Source organism: [Mycobacterium] manitobense, assembly GCF_025821665.1.
Classification (GTDB): Bacteria; Actinomycetota; Actinomycetes; order Mycobacteriales; family Mycobacteriaceae; genus Mycobacterium; species Mycobacterium arseniciresistens.
On record NZ_JACKSJ010000049.1, the window covers coordinates 1 to 536 of the forward strand.

Sequence of the window (536 nt, forward strand, 5' to 3'; positions counted from 1 at the left end):
CAGGGCGTGAGCATCGGCGTGCCGCCCGGGGGCCTGCAGAAGATGGAGGTCGACAACATCGAGGTAGTCGACTCCCCCGATCTCCCGCCGCTGTGGCAGGTGTTCGGCGGGTACCGGCGCGACGACGGAAACTGGGGCCTACCGGAACTGTCCGCCGAGGTGGCCTCGCCGGACGCCGCGCTGCACATCGGCCCGCAGTTCGTCATCTTGGAGACCGCGGCAGCCGATGCGGCCGGCTCAGATGTGCAAGGCATCTCCGCGCACGTGATGTTCCTGGCCCGCGGCAAGGCCGGCCCGTTCCGGGTCGAGGCCGAACGATTCGACGGCGCCGCCGGCACCGTCGCGGTGCGGGTGCACCTGTACGACGAGGGAAATGAGGACAGATTGACCACCGTGGGCTCCTACCTGTTCGGGACCGCAGCATGAGCGGCCCGGTGCTGCTGCTGGACGGCGCGAGCATGTGGTTCCGGTCGTTCTTCGGGGTGCCGTCCTCCATCACGGCCCCGGACGGGCGTCCGGTCAACGCGCTGCGCGGG

Annotated in this window: 2 pseudogenes; both read left to right on the top strand. The window is 70.1% G+C overall.

The features are described 5' to 3' along the window. Positions 1-426, top strand: a pseudogene (locus H7I41_RS06365) (hypothetical protein); the annotation flags it as partial. Then, positions 423-536: pseudogene (locus H7I41_RS06370) on the top strand (flap endonuclease); the annotation flags it as partial. The pseudogenes H7I41_RS06365 and H7I41_RS06370, both read left to right, overlap by 4 nt.